This is a genomic window from Lysinibacillus sp. TE18511 (assembly GCF_054062295.1).
Map to the genome: position 1 here is coordinate 19,570 of NZ_JBSSFD010000010.1, position 19,672 is coordinate 39,241.

Sequence of the window (19,672 nt, forward strand, 5' to 3'; positions counted from 1 at the left end):
ACCTGCCCTCATTATTAAACTATTTAAAGTTTTTAGTACTGACCTCGCATCTTTCGTTTAAATAAGAGAGTAGCAATAATAAAAAGAAAGACCGTATAACCTATAACAATAGAGAGTGGTAGGCAAACATCTAAGTAAGCTCCACTTAGTGCTGCACGTGCTGCATTAACAGCATGGACAAACGGCAATAGTTGTGCAATAGATTGAAATGTACCACCGATCATATCAGGCTCAAACCACGTACCGCTAAACCATGTTGATAAATTGACAAATATCGCAAAGATGCCCCCTACCTGCTTATCTGTAAAAATTGTTCCAAATAATAAACCGAATCCAATATACAGCAAAGAAATGACAATAAGTACGCCTACCATTAAAAGGACAGATATATTGAATGACAAACCTAAAAATAGAGCGGTGAGCAAACAGAAAATAATTTGTAATAATGCAATGGGCAGCAAAGGCAATACATAGCCTAAAATATAATCACCTGCTGACATAGGAGAAGCAAAAATCCGCATTAAAAAGGATGAGCTTTTATCCTTGCCTAGTAACATGCCAGAAAAAAGAGTAAGAAACGAAAAACTAAAAACAATCACGCCGGGTGCTAGATTACTAATTTCAAATAATCCAAACGGCATATTTTTTTGCATCACTGAAAATAGACCCATAATTAGAACCGGTAAGCCCATGCCAAAAATTAATGTTATTGGATCACGCACTATTTCCTTATGATTTCTTGTCGCAAATACACTTGCCTTCAAAGTGAATCCTCCTCTGTAAGCTCTAAAAATACTTCTTCTAAAGAATGTTTTTTTGTTTCATGCATTAATTGCTGAATTGTACCAAGAGCACGCATTTTCCCTCGATGCATAATCCCTACACGATCTGCCAGCATCTCTACCTCTTCTAAATAGTGAGTGGTTAAAACAATCGTTACCTCACCTTTTAACTGGCTCAGTATTTTCCATAAATCACGACGTGCACGTACATCCATCCCTAATGTCGGTTCATCTAGAAAGAGTATTTTCGGATGAGACATCATAGCCATTGCAACACTTAATCGACGCATATACCCACCCGATAACGTTTTAGCTTTACTAGACTGGCGAGGAGTTAAGCCAAACAAATTCATCTGTGCATTTGCTCGTTTTTTTGCCTCTATTTTTGAGCAACCATAAATCTGGCCCATAAATAGCAAATTTTCTAATACAGTTAAATTAGGTGCAACAGCCGTTTCCTGTGGAGAAATATTTATTTTCTTTTTAGCAGCGACCTGATGGTGAACAATACTTTCCCCATCCAACATGGCATCTCCATCTGTTGGTGGTAATAGTCCGCAAAGCATTTTAATCGTTGTCGTCTTGCCAGCTGCATTTTGACCAAGAAGTGCAAAAAATTCTCCCTTTTCTATACATAAAGATAACTGATCCACTACCACAATTTCCTTATAATGCTTCGTTAAGCCCTTTATTTCAATTGTCATGAAAGTCACCTCTCTCGATTAGCATGGCATTAATCTTTTCAATATCGCGCTTCGAAAGCTTATATTGCAATAGCCATGTCACAACATAAGTTCCTAAGAAACTTGCGAATAAGGAGAAAATATTGGCCATCGTTTTCGGCATCCATAAAACTACGACAATTGGTATCCAAATAAGGGCCGTTACAAAAAAGTGCACAATATATTGCTTCAACATACCCCATCTCGCAATTTCAAAGAATAATGCAGCTAGAGCAAATGTGATCCCAATCAAACCCGTCAACACAACTTGAGTCATAATTGCCATTGTTTTACTTTCAAATAAAGCTTGAAATTCAGGAACTACCCAAACGTAGCTTTCTTGTGATATCCCAAGCGATACAAAGAATTGTACGATTTGTCCAAGTACCGCACCTATAATAAACCCACCTAAAATCCGAATTAGTATGTCTTTTCGCACATCTTTCACCTCATATCCCCAATTGCTTCTTAATTTTTGTTACATAACGCCTTGACGCGTATGTTTTAATTCCACCTGTTAGCTCAACACCGATTGTTCCTGTTCTGCTAATATCCATATGTTTAATCATGTTGCGATTAACAATTTCAGCATTTGAAATACGTACAAACATCTGTGTATTCAACTTTTCTTCAAGCTCATACAAGCGAAGGCGCGCAATGTAAATACCAACCATTGTTTGCACGAAAACCTTCTTTTGCTCCGTATAAATGCGCACAATGTCCCCACAGCTAATAAACTCGACACCTCTATCTGAGAAGACCGATAATGTATTGACTTCATCGGAAGCGATATTCTGCATGAGATGCTCTATTTCATCAGTCATCTTATCGGTGTGAATAATAACTTTTGGCTCTTTGCATGTCGGATCAATCGACACTTCTACCTTCATTTCATCACAGTCCTTTCATTCATTTTCACTATAAAATTTTTAACTAATTATGTAAATGGATTTCGGACGACTGGTCGTTTACCTGGGATAAGTGGTTTAAAAATCAATTTCTCCTTGCATAATTGTAGCTGCCGCTTTGCTTTCGCTACAGAAAACATTTGTTGCATGAAGAGAAAAAAGTGCCTATCACGAGATAGTGTTGCTTTGAAACAAGTGTGTTGATTTAGGAAAAATAGGTTTATTATTGAGCGATAATAGGATTTTTTTGTTGCTATTTTGCTAAGATATTCTCATTTTTAACTGATTGTAGCGTAGGGCTACTCGAGTGCTCCTGTCGCTTCGCTTTCGTCGCAGAGCAAAGCGAAGCGGCAGCAACAAATGTTTTATCTGTGCGAAAGCGAAGCGGCAGCAACAAATGTTTTATCTGTGCGAAAGCGAAGCGGCAGCAACAAAGCGAGTAGCCCGTAGCGGAAATCAAAGCCTTCAAATTAATCAAGATGGATAAAAATGATTAATCAGAAATAAAGTTTGATCAAATAGCTACTTATACTATTGATAAATGAACAAAAAGAAAAAGCATGTTTTGAAAAAAGATTGATTCAAACACGCTTTTTCTATTCTCAATTGTTATAAAAAATTTGATGTTTTTTGTGAACCTTGCTTATTTAAATCGCCTTTTTATTGAACAAACATATTGTAATAATCCTTTGATCAGCTCATGCTTCTTAAAGTAACGCACCCTTTCGTTTAGCTAATCTATCTGGTTACTAATTATATTAATAATTTTATGTTGAGCATCTATGGCTTCAGGGATCGGCATCACAACAAACACATGATTCATTTTAGGATAAACTAAGGTATTGATTTCAATCCCTTGTTCCGTTAGTTTTTCATCAAATTTTATTGCATCTGGATATAAACATTCGTGTGTTCCAATAAAATGAGTAATTTTCCCAAGTCCTTTAAAATCACCGTAAATAGGACTAATCAATGGGTCATTTAAATGTTTATCAGCTGCCCATATCTTTATAATGACTTCCATTCCTTCACTAGCTAACATCGGGTCCTTTTCCTCATATTCAGGTATAAGAGGGTTTTCAAAACCCATATCAACACATGCAGATAATAAAATAATATCTTTCGGTTGAGGCAAATGGTTCATCTTCAAAAGAAGGGCCAGACCAAGTGTTATATTACCGCCTGCCGAATCTCCCATGATTGTTAATTGATTGGAACTGTCAACACTTCCAAGAATTTCTTTATATAAGTTGAGGATTTTTGGATAGGTATCTTGATAGTTAAAATGAGGTACTTTAGGATAAATGGGCGCAATAATTTTCACATTTAAAGATTGTGCCATTTTATCCATGAACAACCAGTGTAAATTTAAAGGTTGATTCGTCCAAGCACCACCATGTAAATAGAGAATAACTTTTTGTTTCAAAGACTTTTGGTCATTTAAAGTGAAAACCTGCATACCCTCGAATGCCTGCTCCTTCATATCACTTAAAAAATTAACATCATCCCCAATAACATAGGGCTGAATATTTTCAGTTCCCCTCTGCTTAATGAACTGTTTGGTATTTTCAATACTAGAAAAACTCTTTTTATTGCTTTGGGAAATTAACCATTTTTCAAATTGAACACTTTCTTCAGAACGTTCTCCGTTAAAAATTTCTACACTCATTTTATTCTCTCCTTTTAACATTTTTATTGTTCATCCTTTTTCATAACACGAAATGATTTATAATAGCCATGTATCAGAAGTCTTAACAAGCTCGATAGAAGATCTTGAATTGAACGAAGCCTTTCGTTTTCTTTCAATTTTATTATAATACTAAATTTTACAAGATAATCTTCTATATATAAACTATACAGTTAGAACTTCGTTTTAGAAGAGGTAAAATGTTATTTTCTACATAGAAACGAACCTGTTACTTTAAGTGTAAACCTTCACAATCTCTTATTTTAACCTTGATATCACGGTGTTGTTCAACAATATGGCCTGATTGTTGAACAAAGAAAGACTCTTCTATATAGCTCTCTATATCAGACTTTTTTATAAATGATCGAATTTCACTTTAATTCCACATTTTGAAGTATACTCCTTCAAAATCCATGACATTTACCGAATGAAATAAAAAATGCCTATCCGCACTTTTGGCGAGATAGACACTTTTTCATTATTTTATAGGCCACATTTTAATTGTGCAGCACAGTTTGTACATGTATTACAGCCGCCGATTTCTTCAACAGTTCCTTTACGGCATACTGGGCAAGTATTCCCTACATCTGAACCAATTACTGTTGTCGATTCTAAAGCTTGAATCGTATCTACTAACACAACAGGACGTTTTGTTGGCTCTTCTACAAATTCTTCTTCAAATGATAATTGATCCATATCATTTTCTTCTGCTTTCAATGTAAGTACTTGTGAATCACGGCTACCATCTACATAGACCGTACCACCTTTAGCGCCACCTTTATATAAACGCTCGTACACTTTTTCAACTTGTTGTACTGTATAACCTTTTGGTGCATTTACAGTTTTTGAAATCGATGAATCGATCCATTTTTGGATGATACATTGTACATCCGCGTGTGCCTCTGGTTTTAACTCCATCGCTGTAACAAACCATTCAGGAAGGTCATTTTCATTTACTTCAGGATGACGTTCTAAATATTCTTGTACGATCTCTGCTTTTACTTCGATGAATTTACCTAGACGACCTGAGCGGTAATATGTGAACGAGAAGTATGGCTCAAGACCCGTTGCTACACCTACCATCGTACCAGTAGAACCAGTTGGAGCTACTGTTAGTAAATGCGAGTTGCGAATACCTGTTGCTAAAATTTGCTCTTTAATGTGTGCAGGCATTTTTTGCATAAAGCCTGTTTCAGTAAATGCTTTACGTAAACGTGCTGTCTCTTCCTCAGTTGCTCCTACAAGGAATGGGAAGCTACCGCGTTCTTTCGCAAGTTCTGTTGACGTCTCATACGCAGTTTCAGCAATCGTCTTAAAGATTTCATCAACTAGCTCATTACCAGCTTCTGAGCCATATTCTTTCTCACAATAAATTAGTAAGTCCGCTAAGCCCATTACGCCTAAGCCAACACGACGCTCTCCAAGAGCTTGTACACGGTTTTCTTCTAAGAAGTATGGTGTTGCATCAATTACATTATCCTGCATACGAACACCAACACGAACTGTTTCACGTAGTGCTTCGAAATCAATTGTTTGATCTTCTTTATTTGCAAACTGCGCTAAGTTCACAGCTGCTAAGTTACACACAGAATATGGTGCGAGTGGTTGTTCCCCACATGGATTTGTCGCTACAACGCTTTGACCATAAGCTTTTGCGTTTGTCATTTCATTGGCGTTGTCGATGAAGAAAATACCTGGCTCTGCAGAGTACGTAGCACAAACGTTGATTAAATTCCATAATTCCTTCGCTTTAATCGTGCGGTAAGTGCGTACTTTATAGCCCATTTTCTCCCATTCACGCACATCTCCAACTTTATGCCATTCACTGTTGTAAATAGCCATCTCTTCTTTTGTATATTCTTCAACAGCTGGGAAACGAAGCTCAAAGTCAGCGTCATTTTCTACAGCTTGCATAAATTCTTTAGTTAATGTTACAGAAATATTTGCACCCGTTAAAAACTCTTGATTGTGAACAGTATAAGTACCACCATCACGAAGCTTGTTTTCCGCTTCACGAATAATAGCCGTATCAAAACCGCCTAAGCCTTCGATACCTTTATAGTTTACAATACCTTGATACATAGCTTCCTCTTGGAATGAAAGAGGTTTAAAGTTTAATTTTTCTTTTGCTAGACGAATAATTGATTCATCTGTTGTATTTTCGATTAGGTATCGTAGAATACGTGGATTTTGCATTTTTGATATAATAAATTCCACGATATCAGGATGCCAATCTGCCAGCATAATCATTTGTGCCCCACGCTTTTTGTTACAAAAAAGTATTTTGAAATACTTTTTCCGATGTGGTCATTTCTGCCACATTCTTATGCTTTCACATAAGATCAGACTATATCATCAAAGAAGGATTTGATTTTTTCATATTTTCTATCGAGTCGTATGGAACCATGTTCGTATAACTTACGAACAATCTTTAACACATCATCTTTTCGAGTAATGTATAAGTCAACGCATCCTTGTTTTGGGTAAACTTTATGGACCGTTAAAGCTAGTTGTTGATTATGCAAAAATTGAAGTAATGATAAAAGCATTTCGCGATTACCCGTAAAACCTATTCTCCCACGCTTGGAAAAATGGCCATCTGCATCAAAAAAACCTCTTAAATAAGTCCATTGCAAATCCTCATTTTTAAAATCAATCCAACTTTCAAAGCCTGTTTTTCGAGGTTTAATCCCCAACCTCATTAAATCATTGCACATTTCTGTTGAATTAATTATTAGAGAGTATTGGTTTTGTTCATTTGGTGCACATCGTTGACGGAGTTTAATCGCTTCTTGCATAGACAATTCTTTTGCAATATCTTCAAGCAATTGTTGGTCCTGCTCAGCAAGTGATAGAATAAGACGTTTCGATTTACCACGGTCATATAGAGTACCATCACCTGTAATATAACCTACTAAATAAGCCTTATTTGCTGAATCGATATTTTTAAAGTAGTTTTCATCATAATGATACTTCTTATTTTTCAGCTTTCCCGCTTGACCAGGCTCTCTCGCTTTAAAAAGCTCTAGCTCTTTATTCCATCTAAGGATTGTTCCTCTTCCTATGTTAAGTGTTTTTGCAATATCAACTTGGCTCATACCATTTTCATGCAACTCAATAATTCTTTTAATCAATCGTTCTTTGTCTCGCGCCTCGTAAGGACGTCTCCGTACAATACGATTTACTTCTTCCATGCTCCCACCTCCGATGTGGTCCAAAGTTTAGGAAGGTTCAATAGTCGTTGAACGTTCAACTACGTTTCCATAGATGCTTCGCTGCTGATTGCCCAATCTTTTCTTTTTTCAAGCATTCACGCCTAACTTCACAGTTTACGTTGTAGCAAGAAAAGCTCTAAGGGTGTTCCAGCAATTCACGAGATTTTAATCCCGCCGTTTTCGGTTAACGGGAGCCACCTTGTTCGACAAGATGAGTCAGCTTCGCAATATCATCTAACCATGAAACCGATCCAGATGATTTACCATTTACACCACGTGCTAACGTGTTGCGTGGACGCAATGTTGAACCATTTGTCCCTACACCACCACCACGGCTCATAATTTCCATTACTTGCTTACGGTGATCACTGATTCCTTCACGTGAATCTGCTACAAATGGCATTACGTAACAGTTGAAGAAAGTTACATCTGTTTCAGAACCCGCTCCGTATATAACTCGTCCAGCTGGAATGAATTTTAATGATACTAACTGCTCATAAAACTTCTCAAACCATTCTTGGCGTTTCTCTTGTGTTTTTTCAACAGAAGCAAGTCCTGTTGCATTTCGTTTTGCGATTTGTTCATAAAAAATTTCAAGAGGCTTTTCTAGCACGTCAATCGAACGCGTAATCACACCCGTTTCTTGCTCTTTTGGATCATCTAAAGCACTACGATAATCTTCCTCAATCAAAATATCTGCTGTTTTTGTAGACATATCAAGCTTTTGGATTGTCCCTAAACCACGTGCAGGGAATTTTGGATCTGCCTTTACTGTCAAGACGACGAAATCACCGGCTTTCAATGTTTTCTTCTCCGTATCTTTAAACGAGTAGCGATCGATCATTACAAGTCTTGATACACCTTTATGCGTAATGTGCATATCAGGTGTTACAGGATGTACCTGTGAAAATAGTTCGATATCTTTGTTTAACTGTTCAAATTTGTTTACTTCGGGTTGATGATTTGTGAGTACCATCGTTTTGCCTCCCTTATTTATTACATAATAAATACACAATATCATGTGTCGTTAAACACTACATATTGTGTATGTTTATTTAAAAAAGATACTATATATAGTTTTTTAATTCAACTCTTGCAATTTCGAATAGCATCCGAAATGCTCGTCCTCACAAGGTTTGAACGATAAAAAAATATTTTTCTTAGACCATTTTTTATTTTTTGAAGTTCCAATCATCACATGCATATTTTTTTTCTTCAAGTGCATGCACATATTCTAATTGCTCCTCAGAAAGTGTAAATGGTTTTAAATCAATTTGCAACGATTTTGCAAAACCATCTCTAAAAGCTGTCACACATTGTTCAATCGTCACTGGTTCTTTCACAAGGTTATTGATAGCAACCGCTTTCTCTGGCATCTTTCTACGCATACGTGCTCTCGCCTCTTCACTTGAAAAATTGAAGACAGACAATAATTTTTCTTGATCTAAATCAAGTAAAATAGCTCCGTGCTGTAAAATAACACCTTTTTGACGAGTTTGTGCACTACCTGCTACTTTTTTACCTTCTACGACAAGCTCATACCAGCTTGGTGCGTCGAAGCAAACTGCACTTTTAGGTTTCTTTAAGTCTGCTCTTTGTTCCTCTGTATTAGGCACACTAAAATAAGCATCCATACCTAAATTATGAAAACCTTTCAATATACCTTCACTTAACACTCGATATGCCTCTGTCACTGACTCAGGCATATCTGGATAGCTTTCTGAAACAATGACGCTATATGTCAACTCATGCTCATGTAAAACGGCTCTACCGCCTGTTGGACGACGAACAAAGCCTAGTCCTTGTTCTCGCACCGCTTCTAAATTGATATCTCTTTTCGCCTGCTGAAAATAGCCAATCGAAAGAGTTGCTGGCTCCCACTCATAAAAACGAATAACCGGCGGAATTAAACCTTCACTGTGCCAATCAAGTAATGCTTCATCTAATGCCATATTAAAAGAAGGACTACATTTCCCCGAATTTAGAAAATACCAAGTTGTCATATATTCATCTCCTACAAGTATTAATGATGAGCCCAAAATAGTGCTTCTCAAAATTTTGACACTCTGCGTTTAGTTCTATTCTTTATTGAAGTAATCCCCAGACCCTAATCCAAGAATGGGGTGGAATGATTCTGTGGCCTTTCACTAATAACATTCAATAGATTAATTCTAGCCACAATGTAATTAATTTTATCAAACTCATTGGACTATCGCTAGCGCATCTTTTATAATAATAAAGAAGATAGAAAGGGGTAAGAAAATTTTGGACATACTTATCACAATCGGTATAATGTTAGTAGTCGTAATTGCATATATCGGCATTAATTCTATGCGACTAAAAAAAGCCGTAACAAACCTAACACAAGAACAATTTATTGAAGGCTATCGTAAAGCACAGCTAATCGACGTACGTGAGCAAAAAGAATTTGAAGCTGGTCACATTCTTGGTGCACGTAATGTTCCTTCAACTACACTACGTCAACGTTACAAAGAAATCCGCCCAGATTTACCAGTATATTTATACTGCCAAAATACAGGCCGTAGCTCTCGAGCTGCACTGTTTCTTAAAAAACGTGGCTACAACCAAATTTACCAACTTCAAGGCGGCTTCCGTACTTGGACAGGTAAAATAAAGTCCAAAAAACAGTAATGAAACAAAATAGATAAGACATTAGCGACTTATATAAATAAATTCACTCTTTGAAACTAAGTAAATTTATATATATTTACCTATATCGCTTTGTTTCACACCGAAAGAACCATCTCAAATGACTATGAGATGGTTTCTTTTTTCGCAAAAAATTCTGAGTTTCTACTATATTATATTTATTGTTTAACGTCTAACAAGTTACTTCATATTTACTAAGACCCAATCATGCATTGGACGAATTAAGGAAAAGCAACGCGAGCTAATATTCTGCTCGTTTTCATTGGGGATTCTTTGTTGTGGATAGTCAATCGGACAAACTGAGGAAAGCGTCCAGCCGGAATGAAAATCAACCTTACGTTATCATGGCAGCTTCACTTTATACCAAACATTCAACATCATCCACATATTAACATATGCCTAAAAATACTATTTTTCGTAAAATATTTCCCTAGACGAACCATAATCTTCTTTTTTTCTGAAAATAGACTGAAATTTACCCTTGAATAATTATGTAAGCACTGATAGGATGTATAGTATCTTAAAATAATGTCATCAAGACAATACAAGCTATGAATGCTATGGATCACACTATAGCAGGAGCAGTTCTGGAGAGAACGCATTTTGCGTCGCCGAAGGGTTCACTATCTCAGGCAAAAGGACAGAGGAGTAATATCTACTTTCATCATGAAAGCTATACCACATGAATGTTTATTTTTTCATATCCAGCATTCTCAATTGGTATTTGTTATTCTGACGTTTACGAGACTAGTGTCAATACTAGTCTCTTTTTATTTTCCAGTCAAAATTTTTATGCATCTTTGAGGGGGATTAACGTGGAACAACATCAATTAAAACGTGATTTAAAAAATCGCCATGTGCAGCTCATTGCTATTGGCGGAACAATAGGTACTGGTTTATTTTTAGGTTCAGGTAAAGCCATTGCTTTAGCAGGGCCTTCCATCATCTTAGCCTATTTAATCGTCGGAACTGCCCTATTTTTTGTTATGCGTGCATTAGGTGAATTATTATTATCGAACGCAGGCTATACATCATTTACTGATTTTGCATCAGAATACATAGGTCCTTGGGCAGGCTACGTCACTGGTTGGACTTACTGGTTCTGCTGGGTCATGACTGCTATGGCAGATATTATTGCTGTCGGTGTTTATGCACAATATTGGTTTGATATACCTCAATGGGTACCAGCGATTGGCTGTTTAGTACTGTTATTATTTTTAAACTTATTAACTGTAAAACTATTTGGTGAGTTAGAATTTTGGTTTGCCCTTATAAAGGTCATCACAATTGTTGCGCTGATCGTTATTGGACTCATCATGTTATTTACAGGCTTTCAAACAAGCTCTGGCACAGTTGCAGTTGAAAATCTTTGGGCACATGGCGGGATGTTCCCGAATGGCCTATACGGCTTCCTAATGGCCTTCCAAATGGTTGTTTTCGCTTTTGTAGGTGTCGAATTAGTAGGTGTTTCTGCTGCTGAAACGAACGATCCAAGAAAAAATATTCCGTCTGCCATTAACAAAATTCCATTTCGTATTTTATTATTCTATGTAGGCGCATTATTTGTTATTTTATGCATTAATCCTTGGTATGAAATGTCTGCCGCAAGTAGTCCATTTGTACAAGTATTTACACTAGCTGGTATCCCTATTGCTGCAGGGATTATTAATTTTGTTGTTCTAACATCCGCTGCTTCAGCAGGTAATAGTGGTTTATTCTCTACAAGCCGCATGCTTTATAATCTTGGGAACAATAAGCAAGCTTCACCATCGTTCGCCAAGCTTAATAAAAACAGTGTACCAAGTAACGCACTCGTTGTTTCCGCAATTGTTGTATCTGCAGGAGCATTACTAAGTAAACTGATGCCTGAAAGCGCCTTTAGTGTTGTTACAACGATCAGTGCTATTTGCTTTATTTGGGTGTGGAGTATCATTTTAATTTCTCATATCATTTATAAACGGAAAAATCGTGCACTTCATGAGGCATCAATTTTCAAGGCACCATTTACTCCGTTCGTGAACTATTTAGTACTTGCCTTCTTCGCATTTCTATTAGTTATTATGTTCATTTCAGAGGAAACTCGTACGGCATTACTGTTAACACCAATTTGGTTTATCATACTTATGATTATTTACAAAGTGAAAAGAAAAAAATAACTACGTTAAGAGGCATTAAAAATAACTGTCCTGAATAGTGACACTTCAAAGAAAGTGAATCTATTCAGGATTTTTCTATTTTTCTCAAAGTAATCCCTATCAAATTAACGATAGAGTGAATAAAAGGAAGTTAAAAAAGGAGGGTTTTTATTAAAAATAAAATCGTTATTTCTATTACGCTATTGTTCTGATTTTAATAATATTGTCTACGAGAAAAATCCAGACAATATAATAGTAGAATGGATTTGCTTTAACAAGGAGAGAGAGAACGGGTTAAGAGAATTAACAACTAAAGATACTACATTGAAAAGGATTCCCGTAAACGAAATTACTTACCATATATACTTATGAACAAAAAAAGATGACCTCAGCACAGAAGTCATCTTTCTTTCATTGTTTAAAAAATCGTCATATTCCACTCAGTAGCGATATGCTTTAGTAAATTCACCCCTGCTACACTATTCCCAATGGTATCAATTGCTGGTCCGTAAATGCCAATACCGCAGCCAGCAGAAAAAGGTGAATCTAAGCCTGCATGACTTGGTACAGCCACCAAAATTGCACCAGAGACACCACTTTTAGCGGGTAACCCGATAAATGCAGCAAATTTACCAGAAGCATTATACATACCGCATGTAACCATTAATGCCTTCGCTAATTTAGCCACTTGCTTTGGAAAGAGTTGCGTTTTTAATAGAGGATGATAGCCATCATTGGCGATTACTAAACCAATCATCGCTAAATCCGAAACATTGACTTCAATAGCACATTGTTTCAAATAAACCTCCAATGCCTCCTCTACAGGGCAATCTAAAAAGCCAGAATCCATTAAATAGTATGCTAATGATCGATTACGATTAGCTGTTTGCCACTCAGATTGAAAAACGTCTTCATTTACCCTTATTTTTTTGCCAACGATTTGTTCTAAAAAATGTAGGATTTTTGTAACCTTCTCTTGTGGTGAATTTCCGTCAAGCATAGAGGATACTGTAATCGCTCCTGCATTAATCATTGGGTTAAAAGGTTTTCCAGGTTGATGGCTTTCAAGACGAATGATTGAATTGAAGGTATCACCTGTAGGTTCAACATCTACTCGCTCTAAAACATAGGGTAATCCCCGTTCCATACACGCTAAAATAAATGTCACAACTTTTGAAACACTTTGCAGGGTAAACAGTTCAGCTGTCTCTCCTGCTTTGATTTCGTTACGATCTGGTCCGATAATCGAAATAGCTAATTGATTTGGATCTTTTTCTGATAAAGCAGGAATATAGCTTGCGCATTGTCCCTCTTTCGCATAAGGACGAAACTGTTTGACCCATTCTGATACAAGGTCATGATGATTGTTGATATGATTTGCCGGCAATTTCGTGTTCTCCTTCCAAAAAAATACATCTTCGTTACTCTTCCGTACACTTCACTAAAAAAAATTTAATGCTAGGCAAAAACAGAGCCTCCCTAGTTTACACTATGAAGACTCTATCCGATATAATTTTTTAAAACTTTGGAGGCTTCGTACCTTCTGGAATTAACGATTAACTGTAAATAGTATAGCGAAGATTTGATATTCTACACAAATGAAAAAAATAAATTTATCAAGAGATTTTTTCGCTACAGAAAAACCCCGAATAAATTCGTTATTCGGGGCTAGTACTAATTAAAATATTATGGCTGCATTTGTTTATAAAGAAGTTCAAGCTTTTTCGAAAGCTTGCCATAAGCAGTTTGCCATGTCTTATATGCAGCTGGCTTATTTTCTTCTGTTGCCGCTTCGTAAGTTTTATATAACTCATATACTTCCGTAACTTTTTTCAAATCACTTTCTGCCTGCGTTAGCTTCGAGTAATTTTTCACTATTTTTTTCTCAGTAGAACTAAGCTTGTCATACGATGTACGAATTTTCGTAACTTCAGTATCTAAATTGGCAATATATTCTCCATTTTTCTCAAGCCCATTGATCATTTCCACCAAATCTAAAGCAGATTCGTTTGCAGCTTGTTGTTTTGCTTCTGCTTCAACAATTTTTTTCCGAACACTTTCATTTATTAAACTCGTCTGTTTTGACGTCAATTTTGAAAATGCTTTAATAACAGTTGCTGGATTTTTTTCGAATGATTTGTCATACTGCTTCATGAATGATTCTACTTTTTTCACATCAGAGACAGCGGTAGTTAAGATAGAAGCATTGGTAACACGTTTTTTATCACTAGAGCTTAGCTTATTATATTGAGTGGATAGCTCTTTAATTTTTTCTATAGATACTGTGTACATATCATTGTTTATCATTGCAGCGATTTCATTCTCTAATTTTGATACGTCTGGAACATTACCATCTAATAGTTTAAGTAATTTTTCATACTCATCTTTAGCTAAATGCTGTTGGTTTGCAGGCAACTTTGCATAAGCTGTTTGCACTGATTGAATTTTCTTAACCTGCTTCGTAACATCCGTTTCCTCTTTAGCATCCTGTACTTTTTTAAGGAACGATTTGGCGCCTGAAATATCTTTACTTGCTGCTGTTACTAGGTCGTAATTCGTCACATATTTACGGGCATCGGATGATAATTTTTTATATTCCGCTGTAGCACTCGCTACTTCCGTTTCTAATTGTTGCAGAGAATAGTTGGTGATGTTTGCCAAAGAATCGATTTTTGTTTTTAAAGCAAGGGCTGCTGCTTTATCTTGTGGTTCCTTACCACCGTTACCAACAGTCACATCTGGTGAATTATTTAAAAATTCTTTTGCATTATACACAAGTGATTGCTGTAAACTTGTTAGCTTATTATAGGCTTTTAGTGTACTGCTATAGCTTGATTTTAACTTACTCTCTGAGACTCCCGATGTTTTCTTAAGTTTTAGATAGGCATCCATATCCTTAATAACTTTTTCAGCCGTTTTAAGATCTTTTTGCAATGTTAAAATACGATCATAGTCTTTAATTTGGGCCGCTGAAGTCTTCGTTAAGTTTTTATAATCACTGATTATTTTATTGACATTATCTACGTTCTCTTTCCATGTCTCTTTTGTTGGATTAATTGGATACTGCTTGTCCCCAACATACGATTGAATTAATGCGTTTAATTTCATAATTTGAATTTGTTCTGCATTTTCCGCGTTCTGCAATTTTTCTTTATACGTATTTGGAACTAATAGCATTTGCTTGTAAGTAAACTTTTCGTAAGTAGAGCGGATCGATTTCGCAGTAGTCACTTGCTTGCTCGGTGTATCATTTGGCAACAATTTATCAAATGATTTTAAGAACTGCTCAATTTTCTTTATATCTTGCTTCGCTTCTTGTAAAATTGTTTGGTTTTGTACAATTGCTTTGTAATCTTTTGACAGCTTCGACATTCGAGTTTCAATTTTGTTCACTTCAGCTTGTAAAGACTCTAAGCTAGAAGGAACATACTTGACATAAGAATTTTCGTAGGATAATAATGCAGTAATTTGTTTATTAATCTCACGTACTTCCGTAAGCTCGTCAATATTGGATGGATTATGCAATGCCAATTTTATCGCATTGTATATTTCATCATTAACATCTAAACTGCGCTGTAAATAGTCTAGTTTATTATAGTCCGCTTCAAGATTTTTCAAAAACTGAGGTAAATCCTTTTTATCAACATTGCCCATTTTATTCAATTTTTCTTTTAATGCTTCGACAGCTGCAATGTCTGCAAGTGCTCTTTTCAATACTTCATAATTAGTAACATTCGCTTTAGCAGTAGATGATAGAGCTTGATATTTCTTATCTAAGTCTTTCGCAAGTGCTTGAAATTCTTCAAAGGTTGTTGTCAAATTATATTTGTTGCCATCCTTCAGTAAACCTTCAATATTCTTCGTTAATGTCTCTGTCGGCTGTTTCGATACTGTAAGTACTTTTGAGGGATTCGATTCAAGTGTATGTGCACCTACTTTCGCAGTTACTTTCACTACAATATCTTTCGGTTCCTTATTTAAGGCATCCGTAGGAATCGTATATGTTGCTCCTGTTGCCCCATTAATAATGGAAAAGACTTCTCCTACTTTATAAAACCATTGATAGCTGTATGTAATTTGGTTACTTTCTAATTTCGTACCATTTGCATCGATTACATTTGCGCCTACCACTTTAACAGTATCACCTGGTGTCACAAAGTTAGTTGATGAGTAACCTTCAAAAACTGGTTCTTCAATGCTTAATTGCAATGGCTTTATCGTACATGTATTACTTTTATAAGTATCACTTGAAGTGATCGCTTTTACGATAATCGTTTTCTTTTCTGCTTCAGCAGGAACTTTAAAGGATATGCCTGTAGCACCAGGAATCAGTTTTTCAGAACCATCCGCTTCAATATAGTACCATTGATAACTGTTTACATATGTATTAGACGGTAAATTTTTCACATCCGCTGTGATTATGTCATTGACCTTCGCATCTGCGTTTATTTTAATAGTTGATGTTTCTTCTGCCCCTACTACTGTTGGTGCAACAATGACTACAGGTATTGCTGCAACTGATAATAAAAACTTTTTATTCAAGACGTTTGTCCTCCTTTATACCTTCTAAATTTTATATCGGTCTGAATCTAAAAATTTCCCTATAATTTAGCAATCTATCCAAAAAGGTAGATAATACTTATCTTTTTAAATATAAATAGTACTTATTTGATATCTCCACTATCACATTTGCGGTTATGTTCATTAAAATATATAATCTATTTAACTATATGAAATAAAAAATAGGTCTAAGTACTTTTTATTTCAACAGGAAACACAGGAAGAAATAACGTCTTCTTAACTCCACTCAACAAACTGTTTCCAGTATTAAGAAATATATGTATAATACATCTGTTATTAGGAGGTCGGTGATAATATGGAAAATCTTTATAAACCTAGTTTAACAAGCCATGATGTAGACAGGACTAGAAGTTACGAAGTTAGTAATTTATTTTTTGTTGCTATGTTTGGTGGTATTTTTGCCATTGTAGCATTAGGTATCCAAAACGCAAAATGGCTAAAAATTGAGAAAAAATACATACAGCTACTAACGATCATTAGTATTGTACTCATTATTGCGAAACTGGCAGTCGTTTATGCAATCGGACAACAAATACTACCAATTGAAGAGAAATATATCAAATTTGTTGGACGATTATTTGGGGCTGCTTGTTTTTTCATCTTCTTTACATTTCTAAACGAACCCTATAAAGAGCATTTAGCAGTTGATGGTGAAGCAGAATCATTATGGGGGCCAGGGTTTATCGCATGTATGATTTCGGGCTTAATTGAGGCTGTTACTACTTTGTTCATACTAGCACTTTAGGAAAGGAGATAAATAGAATATGAGTGAATACGAAGAATATGAAGAACCATCCTTTGAAGTCATAGAGCATTATTTCGATATAGGGAAATATCCCCAAGTAATCGAACTTATTAATGAGGAACTACCTGACCATTTTGAAAACAGCAGACTTTGGTATATGTTAGGATACAGTAATTATGCAATAAACGAATTTGACGAGGCAGAAGAACAGTTTCACGAAGCAATAAGATTAGGCTATGATGAGGATATCATATTTTATTTTCTCGGCCATCTTTACATGCAAACCGAGCGATGGCGAGAAGCAGAGGAAGCTTTTCTTGAAGCACTTCGCTTAAATCCAAATGATGCCGAAACACATGCTGCCTATGCTGTTTTAATGAAAAAGACAGGCCATCGTAAAAAAGCAAAGTTATTAATAAATAAAGCATTAGAATTAGATCCAGAAAATTCATATGTGTTACGTATGAACTTTATTTTAGAAGGCGTGCATGGAAATAAAGAGCAACAAATCCTTGCATTAGAACAATATATGAATTCAGCAGATAGTGAAATGGCTAAATTATTGAACCTTGGCATAAATGCCTCATTCCGAAATAATGAAAAAGAAGCGAAAGAATATTACAGACAAGCCTTTCTTTTAAACCCTGAAGATCAAACATTGCTCTCTATATTAGAAGAAATGGAAATTACAGCCCACCCGCTGTTAGCACCTAACCGTTTTATCGAGCGTTTAGGAGGTCCCGCTATTATTTGGTTAGTTGGTATTGGGATGACTTTCTTATTACTTGCAATAGGAGTCGACAATATTGCAATGGTATTTTTACAATGCTATGTAGTGCTTGCACTATACACATGGATTTCAGTTCCATTAGTAAAAGGACTAAGAAAAATAAGGGGCCATCGATATGGATAAAGTAAAATGGTTACAACAAATGGTAGAACAAAGCCCAGCCGACCCCCAAGCACACTATTGGCTTGGAAAAGAACTTGCAGATAATGGGCGTTGGCTAGAAGCCGTACAAGCATATTCTACAGGCATTTCTCTCTGTACAGAAGATACATTGCGTATGGAAATCATAAATGAATTAACAGAAGCGAGTGTTCAAATTCAACAAACAACTTCAATAGATTTCCATTCACCAGTTGTTGAGCATGAAGGTCATGATAATGATGAGATGATTGAGACTGAAGAAGCCATTGCCGCTTCTGCAGAAGAATTGCTTGAAGGAGAAGTCGAAAGTGACGAAACCGAGTCGGATCAAGACAACGGACAAATAAATCTTGGACCTAAATTAAAAGTTATTGATGGTGAAGTCTCTAAAAAAACCGTAAAAAAAGGTAAGGAGCAAATTACTTTTGCGGATGTTGCTGGCCTTGACGACTTAAAAAAGACGATTAATCTTCGTATAATTAGCCCGTTTTACAACAAAGGTTTGTTTGCTAAGTTTCGAAAAAAAGTAGGCGGTGGCGTTCTTCTCTATGGTCCACCTGGATGTGGGAAAACCTTTATTGCTAAAGCAACTGCTGGTGAATGCAAGGCTAATTTCTACCCTGTTCATATTACAGATATTCTAAGCCAATACATTGGAGTAAGTGAAGAAAATTTATCAGGCTTTTTTGATAAAGCACGCATGCAAAAGCCAAGTATTATGTTCTTTGATGAAGTAGACACACTTGGTTATAGTCGTTCACATTCTTCAGAGTATTCTAGAAGCTTAATTAATACATTCCTTACCGAGATGGAAGGAATCGATACAAATACAGATGAAGTGCTTGTCATGGCAGCTACGAATACCCCATGGGATGTTGATAATGCCTTAAAGCGACCTGGTCGATTCGATCGCCTCATTTTTGTCGCTCCTCCAGATAAAAAAGCGAGAGAACAAATTTTTAATTTGAAGCTAGCGGGAAGATATGCTGAAGAAATCGATGTAGCAACACTTGCCGCTCAAACTGAATTTTTCTCAGGTGCAGACATCGAAAATGTGATTGAATTAGCTACTGAAAATGTCCTTGCAGAAATTTTAACAACTGGTCATGAGCGTCCAATTACGACGAATGATTTATTGCACGTTTTAGAAGAGGTACATCCCTCTACATTAGAGTGGCTGCGTACCGCCAAAAACTACGTAAAATACGCAAACCAATCAGGATTATATAATGATGTTGAAAAATATCTGCGGGCCCACGCTAAGCGCATATAATAAATAAAATCAAAGAGGCATCT

General features: G+C 36.1%; 15 protein-coding genes, 2 pseudogenes and 1 riboswitch. Of the genes and pseudogenes, 6 read left to right on the forward strand and 11 right to left on the reverse strand.

The annotated features are described in order from the left end of the window. Positions 1-32: 32 nt before the first annotated feature. Genes ACVWXS_RS09700 through ACVWXS_RS09715 form a run of 4 tightly spaced genes read right to left on the reverse strand, consistent with a single transcriptional unit; the run spans position 33 to position 2,394 of the window. Positions 33-764 (reverse strand): ABC transporter permease, encoded by a 732-nt coding sequence (locus ACVWXS_RS09700; protein ID WP_456957942.1) that lies wholly within the window; start codon positions 762-764, stop codon positions 33-35. Then, on the reverse strand, positions 761-1,486 hold the full coding sequence (locus tag ACVWXS_RS09705) for an ABC transporter ATP-binding protein (RefSeq protein ID WP_456957944.1): 726 nt from the start codon (positions 1,484-1,486) through the stop codon (positions 761-763). Before ACVWXS_RS09705 ends, ACVWXS_RS09700 begins: the two co-directional genes overlap by 4 nt. Then, entirely contained in the window at positions 1,476-1,943 is a 468-nt protein-coding gene (locus ACVWXS_RS09710; RefSeq protein WP_456957946.1) for a DUF3021 domain-containing protein, read from the reverse strand. The genes ACVWXS_RS09705 and ACVWXS_RS09710 overlap by 11 nt, the downstream gene beginning before the upstream one ends. A 10-nt stretch (positions 1,944-1,953) precedes the next feature. Beyond that, positions 1,954-2,394: a LytTR family DNA-binding domain-containing protein gene (locus ACVWXS_RS09715; protein ID WP_456957948.1), complete on the reverse strand. Its 441-nt coding sequence runs from the start codon at positions 2,392-2,394 to the stop codon at positions 1,954-1,956. A gap of 325 nt (positions 2,395-2,719) precedes the next feature. Here ACVWXS_RS09715 and ACVWXS_RS09720 point away from each other — a divergent pair, with 325 nt between their 5' ends. Continuing rightward, positions 2,720-2,899: a hypothetical protein gene (locus tag ACVWXS_RS09720; RefSeq protein WP_456957950.1), complete on the forward strand. Its 180-nt coding sequence runs from the start codon at positions 2,720-2,722 to the stop codon at positions 2,897-2,899. A gap of 246 nt (positions 2,900-3,145) precedes the next feature. Here the strand turns inward: ACVWXS_RS09720 and ACVWXS_RS09725 are convergent, their stop codons facing one another. From ACVWXS_RS09725 to ACVWXS_RS09745, 5 genes and pseudogenes are all read right to left on the reverse strand, one after another. Then, positions 3,146-4,081, reverse strand: coding sequence for an alpha/beta hydrolase fold domain-containing protein (locus ACVWXS_RS09725; protein ID WP_456957952.1), 936 nt, complete (start codon positions 4,079-4,081; stop codon positions 3,146-3,148). Positions 4,082-4,582: 501 nt separating this feature from the next. Further along, positions 4,583-6,364, reverse strand: a pseudogene (locus tag ACVWXS_RS09730) (vitamin B12-dependent ribonucleotide reductase); the annotation flags it as partial. Between the two features lie 77 nt (positions 6,365-6,441). Then, a complete protein-coding gene (locus tag ACVWXS_RS09735) occupies positions 6,442-7,293 on the reverse strand; it encodes an LAGLIDADG family homing endonuclease (protein ID WP_427520025.1) in 852 nt (283 codons plus the stop codon). A gap of 208 nt (positions 7,294-7,501) precedes the next feature. Continuing rightward, positions 7,502-8,290, reverse strand: a pseudogene (locus tag ACVWXS_RS09740) (ribonucleotide reductase N-terminal alpha domain-containing protein); the annotation flags it as partial. 196 nt (positions 8,291-8,486) lie between these two features. Further along, the gene (locus tag ACVWXS_RS09745) at positions 8,487-9,317 is read right to left on the reverse strand and encodes a lipoate--protein ligase family protein (protein WP_374966131.1); all 831 of its coding nucleotides are present in this window, start codon (positions 9,315-9,317) and stop codon (positions 8,487-8,489) included. 262 nt (positions 9,318-9,579) lie between these two features. Here ACVWXS_RS09745 and ACVWXS_RS09750 point away from each other — a divergent pair, with 262 nt between their 5' ends. Both ACVWXS_RS09750 and ACVWXS_RS09755 read left to right on the forward strand, forming a co-directional pair. Further along, positions 9,580-9,966, forward strand: a complete 387-nt coding sequence (locus ACVWXS_RS09750; protein ID WP_456957955.1) for a rhodanese-like domain-containing protein — start codon at positions 9,580-9,582, stop codon at positions 9,964-9,966. 595 nt (positions 9,967-10,561) lie between these two features. Then, a riboswitch (glycine riboswitch) is annotated at positions 10,562-10,638 on the forward strand. A 161-nt stretch (positions 10,639-10,799) separates the two neighbouring features. Then, complete coding sequence (locus ACVWXS_RS09755) at positions 10,800-12,140, forward strand: amino acid permease (protein WP_402988694.1); 1,341 nt, start codon at positions 10,800-10,802, stop codon at positions 12,138-12,140. Between the two features lie 397 nt (positions 12,141-12,537). On the opposite strand, the gene ACVWXS_RS09760 is transcribed toward ACVWXS_RS09755, so the two are convergent. After that, positions 12,538-13,506 carry a glutaminase gene (locus tag ACVWXS_RS09760; protein WP_456957957.1) on the reverse strand — a complete coding sequence of 323 codons (969 nt, stop codon included), beginning with the start codon at positions 13,504-13,506 and terminating at the stop codon, positions 12,538-12,540. Between the two features lie 299 nt (positions 13,507-13,805). Beyond that, the gene (locus ACVWXS_RS09765; RefSeq protein WP_456957959.1) at positions 13,806-16,661 is read right to left on the reverse strand and encodes a hypothetical protein; all 2,856 of its coding nucleotides are present in this window, start codon (positions 16,659-16,661) and stop codon (positions 13,806-13,808) included. A gap of 334 nt (positions 16,662-16,995) precedes the next feature. On the opposite strand from ACVWXS_RS09765, the gene ACVWXS_RS09770 reads away from it, so the two are divergent. From ACVWXS_RS09770 to ACVWXS_RS09780, 3 genes are read left to right on the forward strand one after another with little or no spacing between them, the layout of a single operon-like run. Next, positions 16,996-17,445 carry a hypothetical protein gene (locus tag ACVWXS_RS09770; RefSeq protein ID WP_456957961.1) on the forward strand — a complete coding sequence of 150 codons (450 nt, stop codon included), beginning with the start codon at positions 16,996-16,998 and terminating at the stop codon, positions 17,443-17,445. Between the two features lie 19 nt (positions 17,446-17,464). Next, entirely contained in the window at positions 17,465-18,358 is an 894-nt protein-coding gene (locus ACVWXS_RS09775; RefSeq protein WP_456957963.1) for a tetratricopeptide repeat protein, read from the forward strand. After that, positions 18,351-19,649, forward strand: a complete 1,299-nt coding sequence (locus ACVWXS_RS09780) for an AAA family ATPase (RefSeq protein ID WP_456957965.1) — start codon at positions 18,351-18,353, stop codon at positions 19,647-19,649. Before ACVWXS_RS09775 ends, ACVWXS_RS09780 begins: the two co-directional genes overlap by 8 nt. The last annotated feature ends 23 nt before the right edge of the window (positions 19,650-19,672 follow it).